At 48.6% G+C, this 25045-nt stretch carries 15 protein-coding genes; 10 read left to right on the top strand and 5 right to left on the bottom strand.

Going from position 1 to position 25045, the window contains the following annotated elements; translation table 11 throughout:
* Positions 1 to 141: 141 nt before the first annotated feature.
* The 7 genes from ACO08I_RS03710 to smc all read left to right on the top strand — a co-directional run bounded on the left by ACO08I_RS03710 (position 142) and on the right by smc (position 14236).
* Positions 142 to 5139, top strand: a complete 4998-nt coding sequence (locus tag ACO08I_RS03710) for a PKD domain-containing protein (protein WP_421948528.1) — start codon at positions 142 to 144, stop codon at positions 5137 to 5139.
* A gap of 156 nt (positions 5140 to 5295) precedes the next feature.
* On the top strand, positions 5296 to 6435 hold the full coding sequence (locus ACO08I_RS03705) for a transposase (protein ID WP_421947288.1): 1140 nt from the start codon (positions 5296 to 5298) through the stop codon (positions 6433 to 6435).
* Positions 6436 to 6449: 14 nt separating this feature from the next.
* Positions 6450 to 6947 carry a T9SS type A sorting domain-containing protein gene (locus tag ACO08I_RS03700; protein ID WP_421948527.1) on the top strand — a complete coding sequence of 166 codons (498 nt, stop codon included), beginning with the start codon at positions 6450 to 6452 and terminating at the stop codon, positions 6945 to 6947.
* Between the two features lie 60 nt (positions 6948 to 7007).
* Positions 7008 to 8774: a PKD domain-containing protein gene (locus tag ACO08I_RS03695; RefSeq protein ID WP_421948526.1), complete on the top strand. Its 1767-nt coding sequence runs from the start codon at positions 7008 to 7010 to the stop codon at positions 8772 to 8774.
* 33 nt (positions 8775 to 8807) lie between these two features.
* Positions 8808 to 9809, top strand: a complete 1002-nt coding sequence (locus ACO08I_RS03690) for a T9SS type A sorting domain-containing protein (RefSeq protein WP_421948525.1) — start codon at positions 8808 to 8810, stop codon at positions 9807 to 9809.
* Positions 9810 to 9978: 169 nt separating this feature from the next.
* On the top strand, positions 9979 to 10269 hold the full coding sequence (locus tag ACO08I_RS03685; protein ID WP_421948524.1) for a hypothetical protein: 291 nt from the start codon (positions 9979 to 9981) through the stop codon (positions 10267 to 10269).
* A gap of 403 nt (positions 10270 to 10672) precedes the next feature.
* Positions 10673 to 14236, top strand: coding sequence for a chromosome segregation protein SMC (gene smc / locus ACO08I_RS03680; RefSeq protein WP_421948523.1), 3564 nt, complete (start codon positions 10673 to 10675; stop codon positions 14234 to 14236).
* A 1502-nt stretch (positions 14237 to 15738) separates the two neighbouring features.
* On the opposite strand, the gene ACO08I_RS03675 is transcribed toward smc, so the two are convergent.
* From ACO08I_RS03675 to ACO08I_RS03665, 3 genes are read right to left on the bottom strand one after another with little or no spacing between them, the layout of a single operon-like run.
* On the bottom strand, positions 15739 to 16506 hold the full coding sequence (locus ACO08I_RS03675; RefSeq protein ID WP_421948522.1) for a hypothetical protein: 768 nt from the start codon (positions 16504 to 16506) through the stop codon (positions 15739 to 15741).
* Positions 16507 to 16562: 56 nt separating this feature from the next.
* Positions 16563 to 17144, bottom strand: a complete 582-nt coding sequence (locus ACO08I_RS03670) for a hypothetical protein (RefSeq protein ID WP_282777866.1) — start codon at positions 17142 to 17144, stop codon at positions 16563 to 16565.
* A gap of 2 nt (positions 17145 to 17146) precedes the next feature.
* A complete protein-coding gene (locus tag ACO08I_RS03665; RefSeq protein WP_421948521.1) occupies positions 17147 to 18544 on the bottom strand; it encodes a hypothetical protein in 1398 nt (465 codons plus the stop codon).
* A gap of 306 nt (positions 18545 to 18850) precedes the next feature.
* Between ACO08I_RS03665 and folP the strand changes: the two genes are divergently transcribed.
* The 3 genes from folP to ACO08I_RS03650 are packed head-to-tail and all read left to right on the top strand — an operon-like array spanning position 18851 to position 22026.
* Positions 18851 to 19627 carry a dihydropteroate synthase gene (folP, locus tag ACO08I_RS03660; protein ID WP_282777870.1) on the top strand — a complete coding sequence of 259 codons (777 nt, stop codon included), beginning with the start codon at positions 18851 to 18853 and terminating at the stop codon, positions 19625 to 19627.
* A 4-nt stretch (positions 19628 to 19631) separates the two neighbouring features.
* Positions 19632 to 21044 (top strand): hypothetical protein, encoded by a 1413-nt coding sequence (locus tag ACO08I_RS03655; protein WP_421948520.1) that lies wholly within the window; start codon positions 19632 to 19634, stop codon positions 21042 to 21044.
* 13 nt (positions 21045 to 21057) lie between these two features.
* Positions 21058 to 22026, top strand: coding sequence for a YheT family hydrolase (locus ACO08I_RS03650; protein WP_282777874.1), 969 nt, complete (start codon positions 21058 to 21060; stop codon positions 22024 to 22026).
* 47 nt (positions 22027 to 22073) lie between these two features.
* Here ACO08I_RS03650 and ACO08I_RS03645 read toward each other — a convergent pair whose 3' ends face one another.
* Both ACO08I_RS03645 and ACO08I_RS03640 read right to left on the bottom strand, forming a co-directional pair.
* Complete coding sequence (locus tag ACO08I_RS03645; RefSeq protein ID WP_421948519.1) at positions 22074 to 23408, bottom strand: Gfo/Idh/MocA family protein; 1335 nt, start codon at positions 23406 to 23408, stop codon at positions 22074 to 22076.
* A 3-nt stretch (positions 23409 to 23411) separates the two neighbouring features.
* A complete protein-coding gene (locus tag ACO08I_RS03640) occupies positions 23412 to 25037 on the bottom strand; it encodes an arylsulfatase (RefSeq protein WP_282777878.1) in 1626 nt (541 codons plus the stop codon).
* Positions 25038 to 25045 lie beyond the last annotated feature (8 nt).

Here is a 25045-nt window from a genome sequence, read left to right as displayed (position 1 = left end):
TTTCGCTATTTTAAATGTATTTTTCGGAAAAATGTGATTCTCGTTGAAGCTATTTCAATTGCGCTCAAAGAACTGGGTTTCTAGTTAGCTCATCTTGCATCATGTTCTTACAGTAATTTTTTTAACTAAGACAAAATAAAAATGAGAACACATTTCAACTTCGTGCTGGTATGCACTAGTCGCACCAATTTACAATTCAAAACTGTCTTAAGAAGCATAAGGCTACTAAAGCGACTCTTATTAAGGGCAGGCCTTCTCCTTTTGGTATGGGCATTTACCCTCCCATTTGTAAGCAGTGAAATATATGCACAAGAAATACCATATTGTGGATGGTACGAAAAACATGGTTCAGGTATTTTTAATTTTGAAGGTAATTCAGATGGTTTTTATGACCGATTTGGGAATCATTATTCTACTTGGGAGCTACAGGTACCAAGTACTGGTTTATGGCAGGGTCTTCTCCCTCAGTCTAACCACTGTGACTGCCAAACTGAATTTAACCTTAATATTTCGCCTTTTGCGCTCCGGTTTGAGGATTTATTGAACGGTGGCACAGGCGTAGGGTTTGACGATGGAGCTAACGGTGTAATAGCAAGAAGAACCATGTGCGAGGTATTTGTTGAGCTGTCAGGATTAATTGAACCTACTAGCAATCCTTGCGGAGAGGAAGATCCTGTGGTAAGGATAAAAATAGGAAGGTCTGATGAAGATTTAAGTGAAGGGGGAGGTGCTTTAGGGCTCAGTTCGCCGTTTATTTACAGCAGGTATTTTGAAGGAGAAATGGCAGATGGAATGCCTTGGTTATTGATTAATGGAGGTAATGACGCCACTTCTGCAATTGGATCAGGCCTTTTTCATGGGCAAATTTGGATCAACTTTTTTGGAAATGCACCTGGTTTTGATGGTTGGAATTTTAGCCATCAATCCCTTCCCAATGGAAATAAGCATGACCTATTCACCGTCTGTCGGCATGAAGCTCTTCATGTTTTAGGGTTTGCCTCTTTCATAAATACCTTAAATCCCGTAACTGGAGCTCCTGTATTCAATAATTACCATCGATATGATACTCATTTAGAATTGACTACGGGCAATAGTTTGATTCAAAATGGACCATATGATTTAGACTTTAACCAAAACATAAGTAGCGCAGCTTTTGATCAAGACTGTCAAGCAGCAGGTGCAAGTGTTCAGTTTGTGACTGCAAATAATTCTTTAGATATTTTCACCGTGCCTTCATCAAATATTAACAGGGCTAGTATGTTTAGCCATTTTTGCGGCGGCGGGGCAACAAACCTTTTAATGTCTCCAACTCTAGAAGCGAACGAACGTCGTTCAATAAACAGCTCCTATGAAGAGGCGGTGCTTAGGGCTTTAGGTTATAAAATAAACATAGGTGATTGTAATGTAGCCGGTGTTGATGATATTGGTCCAGCTTGCACTAATAATGTATTTTCAGGAGATTTATGTTTAAGTGACAACGACCCTTCAAATGACCAAGTTGATATTACATTTAGTGTTGAGGATTTAATCGGTAATGATGGTGAAGGCGTAGATGGGATTGCATTCTTAGAATTAAATGTGGGGTCAGGTCAACTGACTAATAATGGTGATGGTACTTATACTTTTTCCTCTGCCCTGCCAGGGATAAGTGTATTAAGATATATACCTACATCTAGCTCTTGCAATAAGGCAGGAAATGTGACTAGAGTCACTATTTCAATAGATGTATGTGAGGGGGAATGTGCATTTGTAGAAAACGGAGGTTTGACAACTATTGATGATGGTTTCAACAGAAATCCATGCAACCTGATTTGCAACCCTGAGTTTTCATACATGTTTAATAACCCTAATACTAATAATGATGAAAAGTTACCAATAGGATGCGGTGGCTTGCCAGGTGCTCAGGCTCCTGGAGTCGAAAAAGCAACAGAATCACCCGATGTGTATTTTAATTCATTTATCCCATATGTTGATTTAGTAAATGGAGCAAGGAAGCATGTAGCTTATATGCAAATTGATTTTGATAATGGTGAAGTTGTTGTTGAGGAATCTATTCATATCCCGGTTACAATTGAGCCCGAATCAAACTATCTAATATCCGGTTTCCATTCCTGTTTTGGCAACACTGCTGAAATGGAGATGCACTTTGCATCCATAAATGATTTGATTTCAGATCAATTCTGCCCTTTTGAAAAAACATTAGTCTCAGATGTAGAAGCCTATCCATCTGGATATAAAGAGGTATTCAAATCTGATTATGAAAACATTGCAAACAACCCAAATGATATAAATTGGACTAAGTTTGCAACCTGTTTTGAATTCAATGGCGAATTTGAAGGAACTTCTCTTTGGATTTACCCGCAATTTGTACCAGGAAGTTCTACAACACAAGAAGGGGGCGTTATCTCTTTTTTAGACCAGTTAGAATTAATCGAAGACAATTTTGATGCAGGGCAACCAATTTCAATCTCTTGCAATCAAACAATTACTATAGGTGGAGATGAGTTTTGTATGCTATCGGATATGGCGGTCGAATATAGCTGGTACGAAGCTTCAGATGTAACCTTTTCCAATCCTCTGCTTTCCTATACTTTAGAACGGGAATACGACGGGACTTTACTTATTGATGGCCAACCTGGCTCTACAATACCTACAGTACAAGTCAGCCCTACTGTTAACACGTCTTATATTTTAAGAAGAATATATATACCTGACCCAAACACAGAATATCCAACACCAGATTTTGTTTTCTGTAAAGATACTGATGATTTACATGTTGAAGTTATAGGTAGCTATGACCCTGGTTTTGTCATCTATGCATGCGATTATGATATTATTGCTACTGCTGTAGAAACTGACCAGTCTCTTGACTATAATTGGACTATCAGCGATGGTACAACGTTAACCGGGCAATCAATTTCTCATACCGTATCAGGGGATGGAAGTTATTCAATAACATTGAGTGTAGGGATCGAGGGTGTTTGTCAAAGTACATCGTTTTTTCCCAGTATTACATTGCCTGCAAATTGTACATCATTTTGCTGCCCAGTTGGAGCAACCAGTATTAGTGATACCTATGTGTCTTTCGGAGGACTTTCTTCCAATATAGATTATTGTTTATCAGGCACTTTAATAGTAGACGATGATTTTGTATACTCTGGATCTATGTCTATAGAACCTAATGCCAAAATAATTGTAAAAAGTGGGAATACCTTGGAACTAACAGGTGCTAAATTAGATGGGTGTACTGCTCTTTGGGAGGGTATATCGGTAGAAGGAGGAGCCAGGCTGATTATGTCAAATTCAGAAATAAGAGATGCTAAAACAGCAATATTTGCCATGAGGCATTCTTACTTAGATATTACTAAATCAAATTTCCTCCAAAACCATATTGGAATTCAACTACAGCCTCGTGTTGAGGTTGCCCCATTTTTCGATAATCTTTTTGATGGCAGCACTCCTTTGCTACCTGCGTTAGGAAATGACCCGGAAATTGGTCAATCCGCTTACTCAGGGATTATTTCTGAAACAGAAAAGTTATTTATTGGTGTCGAAGGTGAAGGGGTTAACGAATTCTCTTTCCTTAGGAACGGTATACTATCTAGTTCACAGATACTTTCTGTGGTAAACTCTAATTTTTCTGATATCCGATTTGATTCTAGTGAACCTTACTCCATAATGGGATATGGTATATTCGACCGTCATAACCTTTATTGCGGATCCAACACTTCCAATGTGACGTTTGATGATTGTGATTTTGGAATTTATTCTTATGGTTCTCCGGGAGATGAGATAAGGGTTACGAATAATACAATGTCAAATGTTAGTACAGGTGTAAGTGTCAATAAATTCAGATATGGAAATATTTACCTTATACAAAATGAGATTAGGGCAACGCATACAGGCATTGCCTTATTAGATAACAACCAATTAAACCAATTAGCTGTTAATTCTAATTTAATCCACCTCACTTCTACCGGAATCTTTGGTATCGAAGTGGAAGAACTTGGCATAGGACAACAGAATGCTAAAATAATTGGCAATGAAGTAAACCTGAGTGGGATTAGTAACGGGATTTTTATAAGGGGCGCACAAGGTTATGAATTATGGAATAATCACGTGAAATTTATAAACGGTGACCCAGGACTAGGTATTGCTTTGAGGGCTGCTCATCATACTCTACTAAATGATAATTTAGTAGAGGGCACTTCTAGTAATACTGATGCTATTGGTATTGATGTTTATAGTAGCGCCTCTGTTATGTTTGATTGTAATACAATCAGAAATATGGGCGTTGGAGTTAGCTTCAAGGGGGCTTGTGCTGGCATATTTGAGCCTACGCTTTTGAGTACTACCAACTTTGTTGCACCTATTGTTACCGGACTTAGGTATCGTGACAACCTTGATGTTGACCAGCAAATACACCGGGGGAACAAATGGGACACCAACAATGGTTTGTTTGGTTTTGCTGCTATGAACGAGGTTTCTGAGCCCGATTTTCAGATTTCTTTGACTAGTCAACTTTTTGAAGTGCATCAAACAGCTTTGCCTTTTTACCCTTCAAGCATTGCTTTTCCAAATGCTACTGGAATTGTTGGTACGGATTGGTTTCAACCTGCATTAGGTATTCCTGCACAATGCGCAGGTTTTATAAATGACCAATTGGGTACGGTCAAGGCTGAAATGGTAGCTAGAGGAGACGGGTACGCTAGCCAATATGGTACAACTTTACTTTGGGAAGCTCGAAGAAAGTTATTTAATACCATTTATTCTACCCCTGACTCTACGTACAGCACTCCCGTGGATAGCTTTTATAATGCCAGTTATACGGGTCTAATCAAAGCATTTCAAGATTATGAAGATTCGAGATTAGATTTTTTGCAATACGAGAGAGAACGTTTTTCAGGAATAGTAGGCAAGCTCAATGGCTTTAGGGATAGTGTGCTTTTATTTAATCAATCATTAGCAAAAGGTGACACTTTAGTAACTGCCATTAGAGGTGCTTATTTAGCTTCCATTGATAATTTGTTATCCGACCTTGCCCGTGAAGAAAGTATTTATAATTACCGTGCAATGAATCACTTTAGCAGCTTAGAAGGTGCCATTCACGAATTGCACACTAGTACTTCTTATCAATAGTCCGTGGGGAAAATGACGCATAGGCATAAAAAAGGGAAAGTTGTAATTTGGGAGTTCCTACACACTCAAACCAACTTTGCCCCTATGAGCGTCAAAGCACTCACGGAACAAATATTACGAAAAATTTCTACAAATAACCGTTGGCAATACCGATTTATGCTGCACTTGTTTCCATTATGGCTAGCTGTGCGAGGCCGGTACAACTTCACCAACCTTTCGCGCTGGGGCGAATACGGGGAAGATACCTACCGTCAGAACTTCGCCCGCCCCTTCGGTTGGCTGGAGTTCAATGCTGAGCTGGCTTCGCAGCAGCTTGGGCAGCACTTGGCTATTGCTTTTGACCCTTGCTTTGTACCAAAGAGCGGCAAGCATACAGCGGGTATAGGCTACTTCTACTCTGGCTGCGCCGGCCGCGAGCTGCGCGGCCTGGAGTTTTCGGGTATAGCTGCTGTGGACCTGGCGGACAAAGCAGCCCTCCATCTCGAAGCCGTCCAGACAGTAGGCCTGAAAGAGGGGGAATCGCAGCTTGCTTTCTATGCCCGTATCCTTTGTGAGCGCAAAGAAGCCCTGTTGAGGCTTTCCAAGTATGTCACTGCGGATGCCTATTTCGCCAGGGAGCCTTTCGTGGATACGCTGCTTGGCGAAGGTTTCCAACTGATCACCCGCCTGCGCAAGGATGCAAGGCTGCGCTACCTTTATAATGGGCCAAGGCTGAAAAGAAGAAGGGGGCGCCCTAAAACATATGACGGCCGGATCAATCCTTATGCCCTTCGCGAAGACCATTTCACGCCATGCGCACAAGCAGAAGACGGTTCGTGGGTTGCTTACCAGGCCACTGTAAATGTACAGTCTTGGAAGCGCAACGCTAAAGTTGTCATCGTACATCACTTGGACGATCAGGGGCAAGTAAAATCCGCGAAGATTTATGCCTGCACCGATACGGGCATGGATGGCGCAGAGGTACTGCACGCTTATCAGTGCCGCTTTCAGATTGAGTTCCTGTACAGGGATGGCAAGCAACATGCAGGGCTGGCCCACTGCCAGGCACGCAGTCCGCAAAAGCTGCACTTCCATCTCAACACGGCCCTCACAGCCGTATCGCTTGCTAAAGCAGCATACTACCTCAGCGCCCCGCCGCAGGAACGCAAAGCGTTTTCTATGGCAGACGTTAAAACCCAGTATGCCAACGATTTATTGCTGGACCGATTTATTGCCACGTTCGGCATCGGCGCACAGCTTTCAAAAATTAATTCCATCCGCGAGCGCTTCAGGGCTATAGGCAAAATTGCAGCCTGATTTGCCACGGACTATTGTCTTATGAAACTGCTTTAAAGCAAATATGGCGTGGGCATGCGAGGCTTCAACAGACTGGCCGTGACAGCTTTCCTACTAATTGGTTAAGTACATTAGAAAATCTTGCAGAATCCTGTCCATTGGAAGGTGGTAATGCTATTTTTCTGGCAAGGAGCCTTTATAAGATTTTGGAAGGGGGGCATATTACAGGAGGTTGCTTGGGCAATAATGCGTTTGCAATCCCTGATCCAGGAACTGGTGTAATTGCAAATACGATAAGCATAAAGGCATTCCCCAATCCTGCTAAGAGTAGTTTGACTATAGAGTTTGAAATACCCGAGCAAGGGCTGCTTAGACTATTTGATGTCAATGGGAAGTTGGTCCGGTCGGAATCCTTATTACGAGGACAAGGGCAGCGATTTTGGGATATAAGTGCTCTTCCTTCTGGCGTTCTCTGGCTCCAAATACAGAGTCAGCGTAAATCAGAGATAATCAAAGTCGTGGTTCTTAAATAATTAATTAAGTACTCGTTCGTAGCTGCCTATTTGACGGCAGCTACGAATTAAATTTTCAGTATGAAAGCTATATTTTTTTTGCTTTTTGTCTTGGGGGGAGTATTCTCGCAGTTATATGCCCAGGAAACCTTTGCCCGTGAGCCGCGTGACCATATCTGGCTTTTCGGTTATGATGGTATTGGAGGGCCGCCCTTTGCAAGCACCGTAATGGATTTTAATACAAATCCTGTTTCTGTTTTTACAGATACCAGGCAGATGAATTTTGAGATGACGAATGCTAGTATTTGTGATACTTTAGGGGAGCTTGAAGTCTATACCAATGGGCTTTATATTGCTGATGCTGCACATGATACCATTACAAATGGCAGCGGTCTTAACCCAGACCCTTATACTGATTTTTGGATAGAAATCGGGGCTTATTCACTTCAGCAATCAGCTCTGTTTTTTAAAGCTGTAGATGGCTTCCATCTCCTGCATACAGAAATGACAAAATATGAAGAAGAAGATGAATTTGGAAGCCCATATGCAGGTAATAACTTATACTTAACTGAGGTAAAAAGTGGAGAGACAGGCTATGAAGTTGGTAATAAGAACCAAGTATTGGTTAATGACACTCTAGTCTTTGGGCAGCTTACGGGTTGTCGGCACGCTAATGGACAAGATTGGTGGCTTATAGTCCCTGAGTATATGGATAATCAGTATTACTCTGTGCTTATCACTCCTGATTCAGTAGCTTTTGTAAATAAATATGATTCAGATACTATTTTTATTGCTGGTGTTGGTCAAGCAAATTTCACTCCTGATGGATCAAAATACGTACGTTTTAGCTCCTACGGGATAGAGGAAGGGCAGTTTATTGAAATTTACGACTTTGACCGGTGTGATGGCTATTTGTACAATCCAAGGGTAATAAACTATAACGACACCGCCTACTTTGCCGGGGCAGCGATCTCAGAGAACAGCCGTTTTCTTTACATTTCTTCCCATCGATATATTTATCAGTATGACTTAGAAGCGGAAGATATAGAAGCGTCAAAAGTTCTCGCTGCAGAATATGATGGGTTTGAATCTCCTGCTAATTTTGGTACCCGATTTTTTTTAGCACAGCTTGCACCAGATGGCAAAATTTACATTTCGACGCCGGGTGCTACGGACCGGCTCCATGTCATTCATCAGCCTAATAATAAAGGTGCCGGGTGCCAAATAGAACAGCATGGCATCCAACTGCCTGGCTTGAACTTCAGGACCATGCCCAACCACCCATATTATGGCCTTGGCCCTGAGGATGGCGGTGCTTGTGATACATTGGGCATAGACCTTCCGCTTCCGGAAGCCGAATTCAGCTATGTCGTTACGGACAGCAGCTTGCAGGCTATCGACTTTTATGATGGCTCTAAATTTCAGCCCTATGCCTGGCATTGGGACTTTGGTGACGGAGCGGTCAGTAATAGCCGCCATCCACAGCACAGCTATATTTTTCCAGCTTTATATGAAGCCTGCTTAACGGCTACAAACGCTCAAGGAAGCCATACGTCTTGCCAGGAAATTGACCTTAGGGCAACGAGCACTACTACCCTGAACAACGACGGTATTTATTGCCGGGCATTCCCTAACCCTGCCAGTACAATCTTGCGAGTTGAATGTCAAATACAACATACCGGGTTACTTCAGGTATTCAATATGCGGGGGCAGGAAGTTTATCGGAAATCTATAGCACATAACCCAGAGCCGCTTCAGTTGGATGTCCGGCAATGGCCCGCAGGGGTTTACAGTATTAGATTGTCTGATGGGTATAACAGCCAGCTTTTGCAGGTGATGGTAGAGTAGTTTTTAGAACAAGTAATTTCAAAAAGGCCCATTATGAACCGGCTATTTCTATTGATCTTTTTGGCTGCGCCATTGCATGCAGGTGCGCAAGGTATTTTAGGCGGTGACCTTGATGTCATTGCGCAATTCTCACCTGCTTTAGCACATGCATATTTTTTAATTTATAAAGAAGGGAATGGAAGTCCTGAAGGGCGTATCATTGATTGGGGCGATGGGACCTTGGATACCCTGAGTGGTACATTATCCTCTACTCCAATTGAAGGAGTGGTTGCAGAAGTTTATCACTCCTTTCATAATTATCCTATGATAGAGAAAACCTACACAATTACTGTTTGTGATAGTTTCTTAGTAGAAGGCATTAAAAATATTGAAGATTCAGGAAGTAAGAATTTTATGATTACGAATAGGATAAAGATTAGCCCGTCAGGTATGTCTATCCCGGGACAATATATTGGGTACGCCATTGACTTAGAATACCCGGGAGATGGTACTATAACCCATCATGCAAATGGAGGCTTTGCAGCATTTACGGCATACGATAGTGTCCGGACTTACCTTCTGCCCTTTACAGAGGGAGGGTATACCTTCCCGGAAGCAACAGACACCATCACATGCTGCCCACCATTTGTTTGGGACGGTCCGGTTGAGCCTGGGCGTTATGCCTTTGCTATTGGTGCAGAGACGTGGTACAATGGGGAGGTCCTTGGAGAAGATGTCAGAAAAATGGTAATCGAAGTAGACTCTTCCTTTTTTCTGACAAGCACTAATTTTATTAGCGGTTTAAATGCCAGTTTCCAGCTTTTCCCTAACCCAGTCCGCTCAACACTTCACCTTCAGCTACCACAGCTTCATACTACAGAGGGGAAGCTAATTATTGAAAACCTATCCGGTCAAATGCTTTACACAGAAGACCTGAACTTGAGCCCGGCACCCCGTAGCTGGCAATTAGATGTGGGAGGCTGGCCAAGTGGGGTATATGTGGTTCGCTTGCAAGTAGGAGCGGAGCAAATGGTGCGGAAGTTTGTAAAGGAATGAATCATCAAAACAAAATCAACCAGGTAATAACAAGAAAACCTGCCCTATGTAGAGGACAAGTGGTAGACAGGAAAGGAGGTGGAAACGGAGTTAACCAGCAAACTCCCGCTGCTCCGAGAACGGATTCACCGGTAAAACCGTTATCTTTAGGAATCTACAAACAATGCTTATGGTGAGTTCAAACACATCAGAATTGCGTGCCGACCTGCATCGGTACATTGATTTATTGGATGACAAGTTTATAGCGGTAGCCCACCCCATGTTTGGGGCCTATATCGAGCAGCAGGAAAATGATCCAATCATTGGTTATAGTGTGGAGGGTGTTCCTATGCATGCCAGTGTGGCCAGAAGAGAGTTCAAAGCTCGTGTGGAAGCAGCAGACAGAGGTGAATATATTACACTTGATGAGCTTAAAAAGGAATCAGAAAAATGGCTGAAGGGCAAGGAAGGTAAAGAATAGTCATTGTGCCTGAGGCTAGAGATGGCTTTCAGCAAATAGTACAATATCTGGAAGAAAATGTATCCTACCATACCGCTGACTATGTCAGGCAGGCTATCTTTTATGGATTAGACAAGTTGTTGACCATGCCACATCAACATGGCTTAGTAAAAGAGTTGAGCGATGAAGAAATTACTTATCGTTGAGTGCTCGTGTTAAAGGGTACGTACCGTATCATTTTCATTATAATTGAGGCGAAACATGAGGTTCGAATTATACATATAAGCAGAGGCGATAGAAGTCCTGATTACTTAGAAGAAGTGAAAACCCGCTAAGTCTTTATTACACATTCTCACCCAATTGTGGATAAAATATACCACCCCTCCGGTTTTCAATGTCCCGGAATGTTTTATTTTTGTGGGCTATGAGATTGAAGCAGCTGGAAATAAAGGGGTTCAAGAGTTTTGCCAACGAAACGGTCATCAACTTCGAGGAGGATGTCATTGGCATAGTGGGCCCCAATGGTTCCGGTAAGTCGAATATTGTGGATGCCATCCGCTGGGTGCTCGGAGAACAGAAAAGCCGGGAACTCCGCCTGGACTCCATGTCGAGCGTGATCTTCAACGGCACCAAACGGCGCAAAGCGGGCGGCGTGGCTTCGGTCTCCCTGACCTTTGAGAATACCAAAAACCTCCTGCCTACCGAGTATCATACGCTTACCATCACGCGCATGCTTTACCGCAGCGGGGACAGCGAGTACCGGCTCAATGGGGTCACCTGCCGCCTCAAGGACATTACTTCTCTTTTTCTAGATACGGGCATTGGCTCCAATTCCTACGCCATCATCGCCTTGGGGATGGTGGACGACATCCTGGCCGATAAGGACAACTCCCGGCGTAAGATGTTTGAGCAGGCCGCCGGTATTTCCAAGTACAAAGTCCGCAAGCGCGAGACCCTCAATAAGCTGAAGCATACTTCGGAAGACCTCGACCGGGTGGAGGACCTGCTCTTTGAGATCAACAACAACCTGAAATCGCTGGAAAAGCAGGCCAAACGTGCCCGCAAGTACTTCGAACTCAAGGAAAAGTACAAAAGCTACAGCACCGAACTGGCCATTCTCAAAATCGGCAGCCTCAAACAGCAGCAGGAAGAACTACGCAGGAAGCTGACGCAGGAGGAGGACAACTACCGGCAGTACGATGTGGAAATCAATACCCGGGAAGCCGCCCTGGAACAGGAGCGTAAAGCCAATCTGGACAAAGAACAAGCATTGTCCGAACGCCAACGCGAGCTGAACAACCTGGTGGGGAACATCCGCGGTATGGAGAACGACAAGCGGATGCAACAGCAGAAGCAGCAGTTCCTGGAAGACAACCTGCAAAAGCTCAATCAGGAAACCGCAAACGCGAAAGTCCGCATCCGGCAGCTGGAAGAAGACATCGAGCAGTACCGCTCCGAGCTGAATGGCGAAAAGCGGATCGAAGCCCGCCTGGAAGAAGAGCTGAATCAGGCAGAAGAACAGCTCGCGGCCATCAAAAAAGACCATGGGCAATTGAAAGCCGGATTGGACGAGGTGGTCAGCCAACAGCAAGCCCTGGAGCGGGAAACCTTCGAGCTGGAGAAGCAGAAAGCCATCAATACCAATCAGATTGAAAGCAGTCAGCGCGAACTCAAGCGCGGACTGGAGGAAATCGACCGCCGGAAAACGGAGATTGTCGGACTACAGGACAAGATGAAAACCCTGGAGGCACAGCAGGCCGAACGGCAGGCCGCTGTGGAAAGCCTCGAAAAAGCCGAGGAGGAACGCCAACAGCAGCTCGAAAAAACCGATCAGGAACTTGACGACCTAAATAAACAACGCACTAAAGTCAACCGTACCCTCGATGCCCGCCGCAATGAGTATCAGCTGACCAAAAGCATGGTCGAAAGCCTGGAGGGCTTTCCGGAGTCAATTAAGTTCCTGAGCACCGCCAAATCCAAAGAGTGGAATTCGGAAACGCCCCTGCTGTCGGACCTCATCTACGTTAAGGAAGACTACAGGGTCGCCATCGAGAACTACCTCGAGCCCTACCTGAACTACTACGTGGTGCCGGACCTGGAAGCGGCTTATAAAGCCATCCGCCTGCTCAACAGCACCCAAAAAGGCAAGGCCAATTTCTTCCTGCTCGACGCCTTCGAGCGCTACGTGCCGCCGATGGCAATGCTGCCCGATACCCAACAGGCTTTCGATTTGGTGGAAACCGACCCGGCTTACCGCAAACTGGTGGCCCACCTGCTGGAAAATGTGCTGGTAACTGATCAGGAAGAAATTAAGGGCGCCATAGAGGACAGTGATTATGTGCTGCTCTCCAAAAGCGGGCGGTTCATTCAGCGGCGCTACAGTGTGTCGGGCGGGTCTATCGGCCTGTTTGAAGGCAAAAAAATCGGCCGCAAGAAAAACCTGGAAGTCCTCGAAAAGGAAATCCGGAAGCTGGAACGGGAGGAAGACAAGCTATCGTCTGCCTATTACAGCCTCAAGGACCGCATGGATCAGCTCAAGGCCCGGCGTACCGAGCGGGAAATTCAGGAAGCCCGCCGTCAGCTCAATCAGCTGATGCAGGAGAAAACAGCACATGCCACCCGCCTCGAAAACTTCGAGTCCTTCATCAAAGAAGCGGAGGATAAGCTGCAGGGGCACACCGACCGGGTCACATCCCTGGACCGCGAAAACGAGGAGATGGATGGCTTGCTCCGGGTGAAAAAACGGGAAGTCAGCCTGCTGAAGGAGCGCATTGCCGACACCGATATCACCTACCGGGATGTAGCGGAGAAAATGAGTGCCGCTTCCACGGCCTTCAATGAAAAGAACATTGAGTTCATCCGGCAGCAGAACAAAGTATCGGCCTTACAGCGGGAACTGAGCTTCCGTGAAAAGCAACTGCAGGAAGCCACCACGACCGTTTCCGGCAACGCCCAAAAGCTGGAGCAATCGCAGCTCGAAATCCGGGAATTGCAGGATGCCACCGATGCCCTCCAAAAGCAGCTGCTGGAATCTTACGACCTGCGCAAGCAGCGGGAAGCCAAACTCACCGAGGCGGAACAGACCTACTACAAAGCCCGGGGTGGCATTAACGAACTGGAAGATCAACTCCGCAAGCTCAATAAGCAGCGGCAGGACGCACAAATCCTGGTGAACACGCTCAAGGATAAGGTCAATGATGTCAAGTACAAGGTAGGTTCCGTGGCTCAGCGCCTGCGCATCGAATTCAATATTGAGATCAACGACATCATTAATGAAGAGCCGACCCTGGGCATGCCGGAGGAGGAAATCGCCCTGAAAGTAGACCGCCTGCGTGGCCGCCTGGAGAACTACGGAGAGATCAACCCCATGGCCGTGGAAGCCTTTGATGAGATGAAGGAGCGGGCGGAGAATATCACCAAACAGCGGGACGATATCCTTCAGGCCAAATCAGACCTGGAAACCACCATAAAGGAAATCGAGGAAACGGCCACCCTGCAGTTTCTGGAGTCCTTCGAGAAGGCCCGCTTGTACTTTATCGATGTTTTCCGCAGCCTGTTTACCATAGAAGACACCTGCGACCTGATCTTGATGGATCCTGAGGACCCGCTGGAATCGAAAATTGAAATCGTCGCTAAGCCCAAAGGCAAGCGACCGCAGACCATCAGTCAGCTATCGGGTGGCGAAAAGACGCTCACGGCCACCGCACTGCTCTTTGCGCTGTACCTGCTCAAGCCCGCCCCATTCTGTATTTTCGATGAAGTGGACGCCCCACTGGATGATGCCAACATCGAGAAATTCAACAAGATCATCAAGAAATTCTCCAAAGACTCTCAGTTCATCATCGTTACCCACAACAAGCTGACGATGGCAGCCGTGGATACCATCTACGGTGTCTACATGGCCGAGCAAGGCGTATCCGGTGTCAGCGCGGTCGACTTCCGGGACTTCGAGCACTCCACCACCTTCGAGGTAAAGGAACAAGCTTAGTAGATTCCATTTTTAAACTTAGGGGCATGAATAGCTTGGAAAGAATGCCAAAGACTTCGTAGAACCTGTCTGCCTGGCATAGCCAGGTAGAGTCACACCTTAGTATTCCCCTGCAACACTATGGAAGAAAGACTTCGTAGAAGTCGCACGTTCGTAACCCTTGCAATACCATAGGAGATCGACTTCGTAGAAGTCGCATGTTACCCCCCAATCTCTGCAGTTTTTAAGCATGCTAAAACCAGCAGTTTGTATAAAACTCCGGAAGACTTCGTAGAACCTGTCTGCCCGGCACAACCAGTAGAGTCACACCTTAGTATCCCCCTGCAACACTATGGAAGAACGACTTCGTAGAAGTCGTACGTTCGTAACCCTGGCAATACCATAGGAGATCGACTTCGTAGAAGTCGCACGTTACCCCCCAATCTCTGCAGTTTTTAAGCATGCTAAAACCAGCAGTTTGTATAAAACTCCGGAAGACTTCGTAGAACCTGTCTGCCTGGCATAGCCAAGTAGAGTCACACCTTAGTATCCCCCTGCAAAACTATGGAAGAACGACTTCGTAGAAGTCGCACGTTCGTAACCCTGGCAATACCATAGGAGATCGACTTCGTAGAAGTCGCACGTTACCCCCCAATCTCTGCAGTTTTTAAGCATGCTAAAACCAGCAGTTTGTATAAAACTCCGGAAGACTTCGTAGAACCTGTCTGCCTGGCATAGCCGGGTAGAGTCACACCTTAGTATCCCCCTGCAACACTATGGAAGAACGACTTCGTAGAAGTCGCATGTTCGTAACCCTGGCAATACCAAAGAAGAACGACTTCGTAGAAGTCGCATGTTACCCCCCAATCTCTGCAGTTTTTAAGCATGCTAAAACCAGCAGTTTGTATAAAACTCCGGAAGACTTCGTAGAACCTGTCTGCCTGGCATAGCCAAGTAGAGTCACACCTTAGTATCCCCCTGCAACACTATGGAAGAACGACTTCGTAGAAGTCGCACGTTCGTAACCCTGGCAATACCATAGGAGATCGACTTCGTAGAAGTCGCACGTTACCCCCCAATCTCTGCAGTTTTTAAGCATGCTAAAACCAGCAGTTTGTATAAAACTCCGGAAGACTTCGTAGAACCTGTCTGCCTGGCATAGCCAAGTAGAGTCACACCTTAGTATCCCCCTGCAACACTATGGAAGAACGACTTCGTAGAAGTCGCACGTTCGTAACCCTTGCAATACCATAGGAGATCGACTTCGTAGAAGTCGCACGTTACCCCCCAATCTCTGCAGTTTTTAAGCATGCTAAAACCAGCAGTTTGTATAAAACTCCGGAAGACTTCGTAGAACCTGTCTGCCTGGCATAGCCGGGTAGAGTCACACCTTAGTATCCCCCTGCAACACTATGGAAGAACGACTTCGTAGAAGTCGCATGTTCGTAACCCTTGCAATACCATAGGAGATCGACTTCGTAGAAGTCGCACGTTATCCCCGATCTCTGCAATTTGTAAAAACGCTAATCAATCTTATCAATCACCTGCCGCTCAAACTCCGCCTTAGCCAGGGGGCGCCGCTGCTGATCATCCGTACAATAGTACAGCCCGATGACCTGCAGGTTGGTAAGGCTATCGTTGCGGGGGATAAGAACAATATCCGCCCATTGATAGCCCCCACAGTGAGCCGCGTAGTAGCTGATGTTTACCGTATCCGCTTCCAATCCTTCGGAAAGCGGCAATCCATGCTCAATGAACAAGCTGTCGGCAGCATCCACCCGTGGCACGAATTCATTTTTCCCATAGGGGAGCTCGTAGGTCTCGTCAAGGACCAGGAAACGGTCATATTCATCAGGTTCGCTCGTGGCCAGGAAGGCAAAAACGGCCACAGAAAACGGAATCGCGTAGGGAACCCGGACCTTCCAATCAGGTGCGTACGCCAGGCTATAGCGGTAGGCCAAAATCAGGACTGGTAGCGCCAGATAATCCGTGTAGTCCACCACCCGGGCATAATGCAGCCCGGTCAGGCTATTCCAGCCTTCAATCAGCGGTTGGCTGAATGGTGTTTTCCAATACACGAAAAACAAGGCGATGCCCCAGCAAATGGATTTGCGGTAAGCAGGGAAAAGCCCGATCCAAAACAGCGCAAAGGCAAACAGCCCGGCAAAATCGGATAATTTACCGGTAAGCAGGCCCGGAAAAGCGCCTTTCAGGTAAAAATCGTTAAGGAGTAACAAGCCCAGGCTCAGGAGGAATGCCGGGGACTGCAGGAGAGAAAGCTGCCGCGTCATAGGTGTAAGGTTTTGATTACTATCACTATAACGCGGCAACAGCTTAATTCGATGCTTTACTCCCCTGCAAAATGAGCCCTCACCTCCGCAGGAATGAGCTTTTGGGTCATTGGGTTTTGCGCATCATTTTCGATGAAGTGCCAGTTCTTAGTCCCCTCGTCGGCAATGGCGTACATGACCTTATCTACCAGGACCGTAAAGGTATTGGTGGCGCCATCGTAGGACACGGCGTCCGTGCCATGCGTGCCTTCGAGGTTGCCTTTGATCATGCCTACCGTTTCCGGAGTTTTGTAAGCCTCGGAGGTGAATTGTATGGTCATCGTGCCCATGTAGCTGACGGGGGCGTATCGCTCCGATTCAAAGGCGAACGGAGCACTGATGCGCTTGATGCGATATCCCGACATATCCACTTCCATACCGTTGCCACTCATGTCGGCAAACATTTGCACCATCTCTTCTTTGGAAACTTGCTCAAAAAGCGGCGGATAAAGAAAATCGACCACCGTCTCCCAGTCTTTGTCTTCGGTAGCGGTGAAGTATTGATTTATCCGGGATTTGATATCCTGTACATCCTGGGCTTGTGCCTGAACGCCCGTGCAGGCAGCCAGCAAAGCGATCCCAAGCAATAGCATTCGCATGTTTATAATGTTTTAAGGTATTCAATAACAGCGGTGCGTTCACCCGCTGATAATTTATCGCCAAAATCGTGCCCTTTATTGCTGTAGCCGGGGCGGTTGGTGTCAAATGCCCAGTCGCCTTTGGCTTTGTCCAGCTCTGTGTAGGCCCAGCCAAGCGCCTTGTGGTCGTAATCCCGGCTGTCCCCTGACCGCGCCCAGACATCGGGCCGGTTTTTGCTGTCAAGCAGGGCGGCTACTGTGGGGACCGAGCCATTATGGAGGTAGGGCGCGGTAGCCCAAATGCCATCCAAAGGTGGTGCCACATACCCCAGCTCGGGCGCAAAGTACGACTTCGGCTCTGATTGCGCAAACCAGCTGCTGTTGTACCATTCCACGATGCCGCTGTTTTTCGCGTAATTGGCGTACATGGGGTCTGTTTTGACGAGTGCCAGTGAAACCAGCTTATTGGGATAGGTCTCTTCCTCGCCGTAGGTACCGTGGCATTTGCTGCAATTTTCTTCAAAAATGACCTGCCCTTCCGCCGCCAGTGCCTGATCAACCGGGCCGGGATAAGCCGGGGGCTCCAGTGTTTGCAGCCACGCCAGGACATCTTTGAACCCAATGATGGCTTCCCGGGCAGCCGTACTGTCGGGTATGCCCAGCACAGAAGCCTGGAAAAGCAGCTTGGTGAAGTCGCCCCGCCCAATGCCGTTGTAGTACAGGGCGTTCTTTTTCTTAACATGCCAAAGAGGCGGGACATCGGTGGCGATGGTGTAGTCCATCATGTCGTAGTTGGGTGCCTCCCGGTAGGTCAGGTCAACCGGGTCGCGGTGGCGCATGCAGGCTTCTGCCAGGCGGAAAGCCGGATTGGCACCGGGCTGATTGGTCTGAATGTAAGGCGCCATAGCGTTGAAGTAGCGGGAGAAGTCCTCATAGGCCTCCCACTCGGGCTCGTCCTTTTTGTACTTGAAGTCTACACCCACCCGGATCACCTTGCCCATCGGCTTGAAGCTCTTTTGGTAGTCTGAGAAGCTGTTGCCCAGCCCCGGTACAATCTGCCCGTTGACTTCCCCGGCGTGGCAGGTGAAGCAGTTGCCGTTCATCACGAGTGTTCCGCCTTTAGCTGCTTCGAAGGCACTAACAGGGTAGGGCAGGTTGGCATTGACACCACCTCGCCTCAGCACGGTATCGGTGGTGCCGGAGAGGCGCTTTTTCATCATCTCAAAGGGCACTCCGGAGCCGATGTAGGAGCCCCCTCCGATGAAGGCATAGCCCGCTTCCGGGTCGCCATCCATTTGTTGCGGGGAAGCTGGCAGGGGCTTTACTTTCCAGTTGTTGCCGGTGGCTGTGCCGGGCAGCGTACTGTAACGCTGACAGGCAGCAAGGGCGGCAAGCCCCAGGATAAACCAAAAAAATCTCATAGCACTTTATCGGTTTGAATTGCGTTGAATGGAGGCAGAAACAACCTATGGTTCCCGGTGTTTCCATCAAACTATACATGACGCGTTCTTGTTTGGGCGAAGCCCAGACCAAAACGGTCAGTATATACTGCACTCGATGTCGGTTTGGATTCCCAAACCTCATCGATGACAGTATACCCAACGGTAAAGATGCGGCCTTGGTTGTGGAATTATTACCTTTGTCTTTTTATTGACCTACTTATGTTGAACCCTCGCCTCACTTTAAACTGCCGCGGTACACTGCTGAGCCTCCAATCGCCTCAGGTGATGGGGATATTGAACGTAACGCCGGACTCCTTCTTTGACGGTGGGCGGTATACCCGTCAGGATGCCTTGCTGCGGCAGGCAGAACAGATGTTAAAGGAAGGGGCTTCGATTCTGGATATCGGTGGGATGTCCTCCCGTCCGGGCGCTGAGATTATCTCAGTGGAGGAGGAGCTGCAGCGGGTATTGCCATCGATTGAAGCCCTGCATCAGGCTTTTCCGGAGGCTATTCTCAGTATTGATACCATCCGCGGACGGGTAGCGGAGGAAGCGGTGGGAGCGGGTGCTGCCATCGTCAATGATATTTCCGCCGGTGCTTTCGACGAATCGATGTACCCAACAGTGGCCCGCTTGCAGGTGCCTTACATCCTTATGCACATGAAGGGCAGCCCGAAGACCATGCAGGACAACCCGGATTATGAGGATGTGGTGCAGACGGTGCTGGACTTTTTTATTGCGGAGGTAGGCAAGCTGCGGGCCCTCGATGTGCACGATATTGTATTGGATCCCGGATTTGGGTTTGGAAAAACTGTGGAGCACAACTATCAGCTGCTCAAACAAATGCACCTGTTCAAAATTTTAGACTTGCCGTTACTGGCCGGGCTGAGCCGGAAGTCAATGATCAATAAAGTACTGAAAACCAAGCCGGAACATGCGTTGAACGGAACCACTGCTTTAAACATGGTCGCCCTGCAACAGGGCGCTAAAATACTTCGGGTGCACGATGTCCGCCCGGCCATGGAAGCCGTTAAGCTTTGGCAGCAACTCGAAATGGTATAGGCACATGGAATGGCAATCTCAAACGCTTACCGAAGCAGATATTAAGTCTGCAACCCTGCGCTACCTGAAGCACCACTACCGCTTCCGGCAAAGGCAGGGCGGCTGGGAGCTGTCCTCTGATCTCCGGGGCAAGGGCGGGATTGTGGCGGATGGTTTCCTGTCCTTTGTGCAGCCTTCCGGCGAAGTGTTTCGGGCGACTTTCGAGGCGACTTCCTACGATACCAAAGCCGAGGTGCGCTACCGCAAGCAAAAAATCCTGCTTTATTGGGATGCTGCAGCTGTGGCGGCTTGTTTCGCCTGTGGTTTGCTGCTGCTTGGTTTGTTCCGGGCCTGGTTTACGGTGGAAGCCCTGACGCTGACCGGGGCGATTGCTTTGTTCATTGCCTTTTTTACGTTTGGCTTTTTCGCGTTTTTGTTGCTGTTCCGTGGCTGGAGGCGGTACCGGTACATCTACGCCATTGAGCAATTTAAACGCTACCATGCTGATGAGCAGTGGGTGGCGCTGGGGGAGGATGTATTCGCCAATCTCACAAGCGATCCCTACTATCTGGAGCTGAAAAAGCAGTGCATCTATAACGGCATGGGACTGCTGATCGTGCGCCTGGATAAATCCATCCTGATGCAGCTGTCGCCTGCCCGGAAAGATGTTTTTGGAAAGAAACGCAGCAACATTGACTTTCTCAGGCAGGACGACCTCCAACGCATGCTAGACGAAGGGCGTTACCCGGAATGGATGGCTACGCTTAAGCCGGAAAACCTGCTGCGGTTCCAGCGGCGCTACAAATATCAAATGCTGATTGTAGGGATATGCCTCGCGATTACATCGGGCGTACTCTATCAGGAAATGCAGGAGCTTAAAACTATTGAAGAAGAATCCCCGGAAGCCTACCTCAGACGAATGGCTGATGTGCGGAAGCGCAACGAAAGCTACACTCAGCCTATCACGTTTGTATTGGATACCCTGATTACCTGGCCCTATCCCATTCGGAAAGATATGGAGCCCTACCTGTCGCTGCAGCCTGCACAGCCGGAATCGGTGCCAGTGCCTCCGGTCTCGCGTTCCGGGGCTTCCAGCGAGGGTTTTGTCGGGCATCTGGACGGTGCTGCGCCTTACACCTACGATTGTTCCCGCCTGCGCCCCCTGACTTCTACCGGCTACATCATTCAGGAAGGGGTATACCAAAGCTACAGCGCCGTGAGGGCCCGCATCCGGGAGCTGGAAGGCTTCGGTTTTACGGCAAGTGCCGTTTGGCTGGGCTGCTTTGACGAGCTGGAAATTGGGTACGCTTTGTACTTTGGGCTGGTTTTTGATGACCCCGGTGCTGCACGGTCCAGCCTGGAAAATTACCAGCAGCGTTTGGGCGATAACGTCTTAAACCTAAATTTGCAGTTGCGATCGCTCACTCCATTGGAATAACTTATAAATTGAAATGCCTTTGATCACTACATCTTCTTATCGTCCAAGACCCTGGTTTCGCAACCATCATGTTAATACTATTTACCCGGCCTTTTTCCGTAAGGTCCCGGAAGTGGCCTACGAGCGCGAGCGCCTGGAGCTCCCCGATGGCGACTTTCTGGATGTTGACTGGTCCTGCACGGGCAGCGACAAGCTCATTATCGGGCTGCACGGTTTGGAAGGCTCCGCTGACCGCCCTTACATCAGGGGCATGGCTCGCTACTTCAATGAACGGGGCTGGGATGCGCTGGGCTTGAATTTTCGGGGTTGCAGTGGTGAGCCCAACCGCCTGCTGCGTTCTTATCACATTGGCGAAACTGGAGACCTTCGTCAGGTGATTGATCATGCGCTGAGCCTTGGCCGTTACCGGCATATCGGTTTGGTAGGGTTTAGCCTGGGTGGCAATGTGATCCTGAAATACCTGGGCGAAGGTGGTTTCCACCCGGATGAGTTGGTGGGAGGCGTGGCCTTTTCGGTACCCTGTGATGTGAAGTCAGCCAATACCGAGATTGACAAATGGCACAACTGGCATTACCGGCAGCGTTTTATGCAAACCCTCAACGCCAAAATGGTGGAGAAAGCCAACCGGTTTCCCGGGCAGTTAGAGATTCCGGAGCGCATGCCCCGGGATTTCCGCGAATTTGATGACCAGTTTACCGGGCCCATCCACGGTTTTAGAGATGCGGAAGATTACTGGACCAGTTGCAGCAGTATCTACTTCATTCCGACCATTGAGCACCCGGCTTTGCTCGTTAGTGCGCAGGACGATACTTTTCTGAGTGAAAGTTGTTACCCCTTTGATTTGGCCCGGGACCACAAATACTTCCATTTTGAAGCGCCAAAACGGGGTGGCCATGTTGGTTTTGTCACTGTCAACCGGGATGGGTACTACTGGACAGAAAAACGGACATTTGATTTTCTGAACCAGCATCTGGAAAATTAAAAAACCAGTCGGCCGGAGGCAAGAAGTAATCCGGCCGACTGTTATCATCAGGCCTGTTCCGGAGCCCAGCCTTTTTCGTAATCCCGGCCCCAGTACTTTTTCATTATTTTCTTGTTTTTGTACTTGCCGGTCTGCGGGTCGATGGCAAGGGCCGCGTCGCCCTCTCTTGAGGAGGTATTGGCATAGTGGCAGAGATTGGTGCTGATGGCGCCCTCATCGATCGGGCAGGCGAGCTTGGCTTTACCGCGAATGGCTTCAAAAAAGTTGCGCACGTGTCGGTCGGTCAGGCTGCCGCCGCCGCCCAGCGCTGTACCCGCTTCATCTCCGCCAGAGACTTTCTCCGTAACCAGTTTGCCATCTCTGTCATAATGCTTGTAATGGCCCCGGTCTACAAATACAGAGCCTTCCGTGCCATAAATGACGGTTCCCCGCCCACCGCCGTAGGTCGGATTAGCGTTTCGGCTCTTGCCATCCCAGTTGATGACCTTACCCCCCGGGAATTTAAGGGTGGCGTACATGGTATCATACATAGTCCAGGGGTCGTCCCTGAAATGATTCTTGGCAGAGTTGACCCGTACTTCTTCCGGGAATTTCACTTGCAGCGCCCAACGGGCGATATCGAATTCGTGGGTCGCATTATTGCCGGTTTCTGCTGTGCCCCAGCGCCAGTACCAGTGCCAGTTGTAATCGCCAACGATATCAATAAAATCGGTGCGTGGTGCAGGGCCCTGGAACAGTTCCCAGTCCAGATAGTCCGGTACAGGGATCTTATTAGCATCAGGCACCCGCCCCCGGTTGTTGGAGTAGAAAGCGGTGGCATGGTAGGCTTCCCCAATCAGCCCCTCGTGGATAGCCTGTATGATCTCCTGGCTTTCCAGTGATGACCGCTGCTGAGCACCCATCTGGACTTGCAGCCCGGTCTTCTTTTGCCAGGCGATTAGCATCTCACCTTCAGCCGGATTGTGGCTGCAGGGCTTCTCAACGTAAACGTGCTTGCCGCCCTGCATGCTTAGAATGGAGCCGGGAGCATGCCAGTGGTCAGGCGTGGCGTGGAATGTGGCATCCACCTCCTTGTTTTCCATGATCTTGCGCATGTCCTTTTCACCCTGCGGCTTTTGCCCCATCACCTTCGCCACTTTTTCAATGGCCTTATTCTGTCGTTGCTGATTGACATCTGAAACAAAAACGACCTGCGTATTTGGGGTTTTCGAAATGCTATCCAGCAACCCACCGTATCGACGCTGGCAACCAATAATGGCAACATTAATACGCTCATTGGCGCCAATAATCCGGTTGTAGCTCTGAGCCGTAGCCGTAAGCCCGCCCAGGGACAGCGCCGCTGCACTGGCGGAGGCTTGCTTGATAAAAGTTCTTCTCTGCATGATTTATCTGTTTTTTCTAATCTTGTTCACTTCCGGCCATGGCATCACCCCAACGCTGTCTGCCCAGGACTCAAAAGCCAGGCGCATTTCCTCTGCTTTTTCCGGGTGCTGGCCGGACAAATCCTTCAGCTCAGACCGGTCTTCTTTCAGGTTGTACAGCGCCCAGTCTTCCGGCCCGCCCCAGGATGGCAGCACCAGCTTCCAGTCGCCTTTGCGGATCGCCTTGCTGTCGTTGTGTTCCCAATATATTAATTCTCTGTGGGTTTGGCGCTGTTCGCGGAAGACGGGGACCAGGCTTTTGCCCGGAGTCGGGGTGATGATGTTGCCCTGAAACTCCTCCGGGTAGGTGGCATTAGCAAGGTCGAGGCAGGTCGGCATGAGGTCGGTAATATGGCCGAGTGCATTACTCTTCTGTCCGCCCTTGATCATGGCTGGGAAGTGGGCAATGAGCGGGGTGGAAATGCCCCCTTCCATCGTCAGGGATTTGAAGAGGCGGAAAGGGGTGTTGCTGACATTCGCCCAAGCAAAACCGTAAGCGTCGAAGGATTTGGGCCCGCCGGTCTTCCCGCTTTGGTCGTAGGCAATATTCCAGTTGTAGACTTCCTCGTGGCACCCGCCGTTATCGGATAAAAATACGATTAGGGTGTTGTCGAGTTCGCCCTGTGCTTCAAGTTGTGCCACCACTTTGCCAATCCCCTGATCCATGCGGTCAACCATCGCCGCGTAAGTGGCCATGCGCAGGTCCCAGAGGTCTTGTTCTTCCTCAGAGAGCGTATCCCAGTCCGGTACCTTTTTGAGGTCCGGGAAAGCCGGGGATAAAGCCCATGCCGAATCTATAATGCCCAGTTCAAGCATGCGCTCGTAGCGCTGCTGCCGGATCTTAGCCCAGCCGGATTTGTACTTGTTGCGGTATTTGGCAATCTCTGACTCGGGAGCATGCAGTGGCCAGTGGGGCGCAGTATAGGCCAGGTAAAGGAAAAATGGAGCCGTGCTGTCTTTTTGCGCTGCGATAAAGTCTGTGGCATAATCCGAAATAGCATCGGTCATATAAAAGCCTTCACCGGGCGTGTAGGGCTCGCCATTCAGGGTCATTTCCAGTGGCGCTCTGCCTGGCCGGTAAGGGTCGAGATTGTAGTAACTCGAGGCACCATTAATAAAGGCAAAATACTGATCAAAGCCCCGGTCGCCCGGCCAGTGGGGGCGGTGTTCGCCTACGTGCCATTTGCCGGACAGGAGGGTGGTGTAGCCGGCATCTCCAAGCGCCTCTCCAAGGGTCACACAGTTTTGGTTTAGGTAGCCCTGATAAGCTGGCAGCTCGGGCAGATCGAAGGTCATGGAACCCATTCCTGCCTGATGCGGGTATAGCCCGGTGAGCAGGGAAGCCCGGGTGGGGCAGCAGCGCCCGGCATTGTAGAACTGCGTCATCAGCAGCCCATTGCCCGCCAAACGGTCGAGGGTAGGGGTATTGATTTCTGAACCCATACAGCCGAGGTCGGAATAGCCCATGTCATCGGCCAGGATGATGATGATGTTGGGACGCTCGTCGGTTTGTGTGGTGTCGGAGGCCTTCTCCTGACAACTGCCCAATAACAAGAAAAGGCCTGCAATCCAGCAAAATCTATAGTGCATCGGTTCCG

It is taken from the genome of Phaeodactylibacter xiamenensis, from assembly GCF_965229835.1.
Lineage (GTDB): Bacteria > Bacteroidota > Bacteroidia > Chitinophagales > Saprospiraceae > Phaeodactylibacter > Phaeodactylibacter xiamenensis.
The sequence above is the reverse complement of the archived record's forward strand: the minus strand, read 5'-3'. Positions and strand labels throughout refer to the sequence as shown.